The following is a 4274-nucleotide window of genomic DNA, read 5'->3' as shown; positions in this document are numbered from 1 at the left end:
GGTATCCCTGAGGACCGTGGTAGACCACCACGTCGATAGGCCGGAGATGTAAGCGCAGCAATGCGTTCAGTTGACCGGTACTAATTGTCCGATAGGCTTGATCTGATCCGGAAGAAGGCTGACTGCCTTGACCAGATCGGAAGCATACATCCCAGTGAACTTGACTTGGACCAAATGTGGTGCAACCCGCACCGCAAATGGGCTTTTCCTCGGTTTGGTGGTCATAGCACGAGCAAAACACCCGGCTCCATTCCGAACCCGGTCGTTAAGTGCCGTAGCGCCGATGGTACTGCGTCCTAAGACGTGGGAGAGTAGGTCGCCGCCAAACCTAGAAAAAGCCCCGTGTACCTCTCATACGATAAAAAAAGCACCGCGGGGTGGAGCAGTCCGGTAGCTCGTCAGGCTCATAACCTGAAGGTCATAGGTTCAAATCCTATCCCCGCAACCAAATTATACGAAATCTCTGCCCGAACGGCGCCTGTGTATGCGCCGTATTCGCCCCATTGGGTTTTCGCTTGCAGTCAGGATCGCTCGGCGCCTCCGGCTGCCGCTTTCGGACTCGTGGGCGCTCACCCTTTTCGGAGGTCCGGTGGATGTTAATTCCGATCACGCGTCGCGTGCGCGCCTCCCTTGCCAGTGACAAAAAGCGGGAGCGGCGGGCGACACGACGACTACGGATTCTCGCTCTCGGCGCAACCGGGCGAGTCACTGTCAATCGGGACGCAATATTGCCCCCCTTTCGCAGATCGCACGGATAGCTGGCCCGATGCGGTGTAGCCTCCATACAGCGCGGCCGGATCGGGCCAGCGGCGTCTGGGTCATTCCTGGGTCCTGAAGCGCCAGCTCTCGTTGCCGGTCTCAACGATGTCACAGTGATGGGTCAGGCGGTCGAGAAGGGCATGTGCAACGCGCGAATGGCCGACCTGCACAACATTTATGCTGCCGAAGATGTCGAACGATCCGGTTTTTCCTCTTATGTCTCTGTAGGATGCGCAAATTCCGGTGCCAGGAAGCGGATTTCCGGATAGGTTCGCGCGATATTTTCCAGCTCCTTTTGGTAGAGGTCTTCAAAACGCTCTTTGTCCGCGTGCGAAACCGGATCGAATTTAGTCGCGCCCAGGTCGTTTTCGATGATCTGTGCAGCCAGCTCTGCATGCTGCTCGGAGCTGGCGTGCTCAGGAATACGCTCGATAGCTTCGATTGCGTCCCACGAAGGCGACCGGGTGGAGGCAGACGGTGGAAGCGTCTCGCCGGGAGAGATGTACGTCCCCACGATCTGCGACAGGATATGCCATTGCATGTCTTTGTAGTCTTCGAATTTCCAGATGGTCAATGACGCATCTGGCAGGGTCTTTCTGAGGCGGGATACGACATCAAACCAGCTCGCAGAGCTGCGAAGCGCCAAATTGCATATCGGTTCGAATCCACCAGGAACCGGTCGGACGCGGAGTTGCTGTGCATATGCGGACGGCAGCAGTGTTGCCGGGTTTCTCAGCCCAAGAAACAAGGATACATTCCGCGCCTTGCAAAGAGCGTGAAAAGGACGAAGCCGTGCTTCCATATTGGGATAGAATGGAACGGCGAGGAGATCGCGCACCCATCCCAACAGGTTCTCGTCCGAGATCACGACCCGCCCCGGTCCGCTGCGCAAAGGGGCGATCGCGTCTTCGAGCCTGGCGCGCATTGGCCAGCCAAGACGTGTCCGCCACTGGAGTCTGCCCGGCCGCGGCGGCAACTTCAGCGCCCGAACATCGCGCATCGGAATATAATCGATGCCCATCTTTCTGAGGAATGCGCGGCGCAGGAATATCGTGTCCTGCAAGTGCGTCGTTGCCGTTTTATGGGCCCCCAGATGTATCCGCCATTCGCGGACCGGCTCCAGCTCCAAGGCTTGCCTCCTTCTTGGTTGATGCAAACGGGGTTTCCGGGGGAAATCAAACGCCGACAGTTTTGCGCCAGAGGGTATGTCTTACCTGTCTTGCCGCAGTCGCGGGATGCCATTTGACGGCCTCGGTGAGCAAGCGCAGGCGCAAAGCGCGATCTGAGTATCCGCGCGCATGACAGACGAGAGCATCGGATACGCTGCGCCGGAAGAACCGCACGGTGGCATTCGTCTCGTGCAGCCGGGCCTGCGCCCAGACCTCCTGCAGACCTCTAAGGCCTTCAAGCACCCTCTCGGGTGCGACCTGGTGTCCGCGTCGAAACCAGAAAGCATCAACCATGGCCGCAGCTTCGTCGAGACCGACGTCCCGCCCGAGATACTCGGCCAATGCGCGCTGACGAATTCCCAGACTGAGCAGCTTCTTATCTTCCGATCGGGTCTGTACGGCAGAGGCACCGTGTTTTCTGTATTTGACCAGCGGCGCCCTCAAGTTCGCCGTCTTGGTCTTTCGGCGCAGGCGCAACCAGAGATCCGCATCTTGCGCGTTCCGATATGCGGGGTCATAGCCGCCCACCTCCAGAACGAGGTCGCGCCGGAACATGGCCCCGGGATGGGAGATACAGTTCACGAAAAGCTCTCTGATGCGGATCTCGCCGTCTTCGCGCGGAAACGTCTGGGTAAGAAGGTGCGTCCCGTTTTCGTCGATCTTTTCGACCGCGCAGGACAGCAGACCGACCTGGGGGTTGCGATCCATGAACGCCAATTGCTGCTGTAGGCGGTCGGGCATGTACCGATCATCCGCGTCTGCCCTTGCCACGATGGGCGCGCGGCAGTGCTCCAATCCAATATTGAGTGAAACTGGAAGGCCACGATTTTCGGTATTTTCCACCACGAGGATTCTTGGGTCCCCGGCGGCATAAGTCCGAAGCTTGGCGAGCGTGCCGTCTGTGCTGCCGTCCTCGACGATGATGAACTCGAAATCCTTGTAGGTCTGGCGCAAGATGTCTTGGATGGCTTCGTCGAGAAACTTCTCGGCGTTGTAAGCAGCCATCAAGACGCTGACGCGCGGCGATCCGGTTTGCTGCTTCATATCTTGTAACCCCGAAGAAAGATGTTGCCCGACTAATTTTACAACACCGGACCGGCCTGCCTGGGAACCTGATCCACGCCGGGCGAGAGGCAAGAGATCCCAGGGCAAAAATGCGTCCAGAAGGGGGCCTTGCGATGTTCAAGCGTTCCCGACAGATCGACCGGCCCATGCACCCTCTCGCAACACGGGGAGAGAACGGGACTGGACGCCGTCTCAAGCGTCGCCTTGCGACCGCAAAGCCGGGAACGACCTGCCGCACGAGGGGGTAAATTCTTCCGCTGATCTGGAAAATTGGACCTGCACGCGTAACTGACGAACGTCTGCCTTCCAGGGCAGCGGAAGTAGGCCAGCCGGGACGTTCTGAGGTCAATATTGAAGGGTAGAGACGAGCATGTACGACAATGCAGATAAGCGAACGCTATATCTTCATATTGGGCTTCCCAAAACCGCGTCGTCGTGGCTTCAGTCACATGTATTCAGCAGTATGTCGCATCTGGAATTCATCGATTCGCCGCGGAGCCAGATTTTTCAGGGTGCCGGGGATCTGGCCGATGGGAACTGGCTCATGGCGAGTGTTTTCAAGCGGTCGAGCCATATCTGGAAGAGTTATGGGGATGCCATATTCACCGAAATTTTTGGCGCCAAGGACTCTTGGCAGACCCGCGGGCAAAATGCCCTGATTTCGGACGAAAGAATCGGCAGGGAGGGAAGCCGTTCTGCTTTGCTTTCCGCTCATCTCGCGGGTTTGAGACGAACGGCATTCGAGTGGGGGTTCGAAGACGTCAAAGTCGTCTTCATGATCCGGCGACAGGATACCTGGCTTGCTTCCCACTATGCTCAGATGTCGGACAGGAATTCGCGAGCCGGGCAGCGCGACTTCGGGAGGCTGTTGACCGATGTCATATCCCCTGCACGAAGCCGCTACAATTTTGGAACCTTGCTTGATTTCGGTTCCCTGTATCAGGTTCTGGTCGATGCCATGGGTCCCGATAAGGTAATGGTATGGCCCTACGAGCATTTGCAGGAGACCCCGATGGAATTCCTTCGAGAACTATTGGCCGCCCTGAACGCCTCTCCCACGAATATCGAGTCCATTTGCAATGCTGCTATGGGATCCACGGCGAATGTCCGCTCCTCAGGGCAGAGTTGGAAACTGAGGCAAAGAACAGATCGGAGAGTAACGCGCGAAAGTTGGTGATGCCCTGAGGGGCGGCATATCAAGGCGGTGTCGAAGCGCCGTCAATTCTCAGCCGAGAAAGGGATATGCCACATGTCGGAAGATACCATCACCCAGCTGCCCGA

Annotated in this window: 4 protein-coding genes, 1 tRNA gene and 2 rRNA genes; 4 read left to right on the top strand and 3 right to left on the bottom strand. The window is 57.7% G+C overall.

Going from position 1 to position 4274, the window contains the following annotated elements:
* The 3 genes from PAA8504_RS21580 to PAA8504_RS21570 form a co-directional block, all read left to right on the top strand.
* Positions 1-105 (top strand): 23S ribosomal RNA (locus tag PAA8504_RS21580); the annotation flags it as partial.
* A gap of 108 nt (positions 106-213) precedes the next feature.
* Positions 214-328: ribosomal RNA gene (rrf, locus tag PAA8504_RS21575) — 5S ribosomal RNA — on the top strand.
* Between the two features lie 43 nt (positions 329-371).
* Positions 372-448: transfer RNA gene (locus tag PAA8504_RS21570), tRNA-Met, on the top strand.
* A gap of 370 nt (positions 449-818) precedes the next feature.
* On the opposite strand, the gene PAA8504_RS22650 is transcribed toward PAA8504_RS21570, so the two are convergent.
* From PAA8504_RS22650 to PAA8504_RS21555, 3 genes are read right to left on the bottom strand one after another with little or no spacing between them, the layout of a single operon-like run.
* A complete protein-coding gene (locus PAA8504_RS22650) occupies positions 819-950 on the bottom strand; it encodes an ATP-binding protein (protein WP_370739723.1) in 132 nt (43 codons plus the stop codon).
* Positions 951-973: 23 nt separating this feature from the next.
* Positions 974-1888, bottom strand: a complete 915-nt coding sequence (locus tag PAA8504_RS21560) for a hypothetical protein (RefSeq protein ID WP_108896175.1) — start codon at positions 1886-1888, stop codon at positions 974-976.
* Positions 1889-1934: 46 nt separating this feature from the next.
* Positions 1935-3080 (bottom strand): glycosyltransferase family 2 protein, encoded by a 1146-nt coding sequence (locus tag PAA8504_RS21555; RefSeq protein ID WP_146190564.1) that lies wholly within the window; start codon positions 3078-3080, stop codon positions 1935-1937.
* A 283-nt stretch (positions 3081-3363) separates the two neighbouring features.
* On the opposite strand from PAA8504_RS21555, the gene PAA8504_RS21550 reads away from it, so the two are divergent.
* On the top strand, positions 3364-4170 hold the full coding sequence (locus PAA8504_RS21550) for a hypothetical protein (protein WP_108896173.1): 807 nt from the start codon (positions 3364-3366) through the stop codon (positions 4168-4170).
* Positions 4171-4274 lie beyond the last annotated feature (104 nt).

Origin of the sequence: Palleronia abyssalis (assembly GCF_900302445.1) — a bacterium.
Lineage (GTDB): Bacteria > Pseudomonadota > Alphaproteobacteria > Rhodobacterales > Rhodobacteraceae > Palleronia > Palleronia abyssalis.
Note: the sequence above shows the minus strand (reverse complement) of the source record. Positions and strands in the feature narration are given on the sequence as shown.

Excerpts from the sequence above, each read along its gene's own strand:
- PAA8504_RS21550 (WP_108896173.1), top strand. The coding sequence starts at position 3,364 with ATGTACGACAATGCAGATAAGCGAACGCTATATCTTCATATTGGGCTT.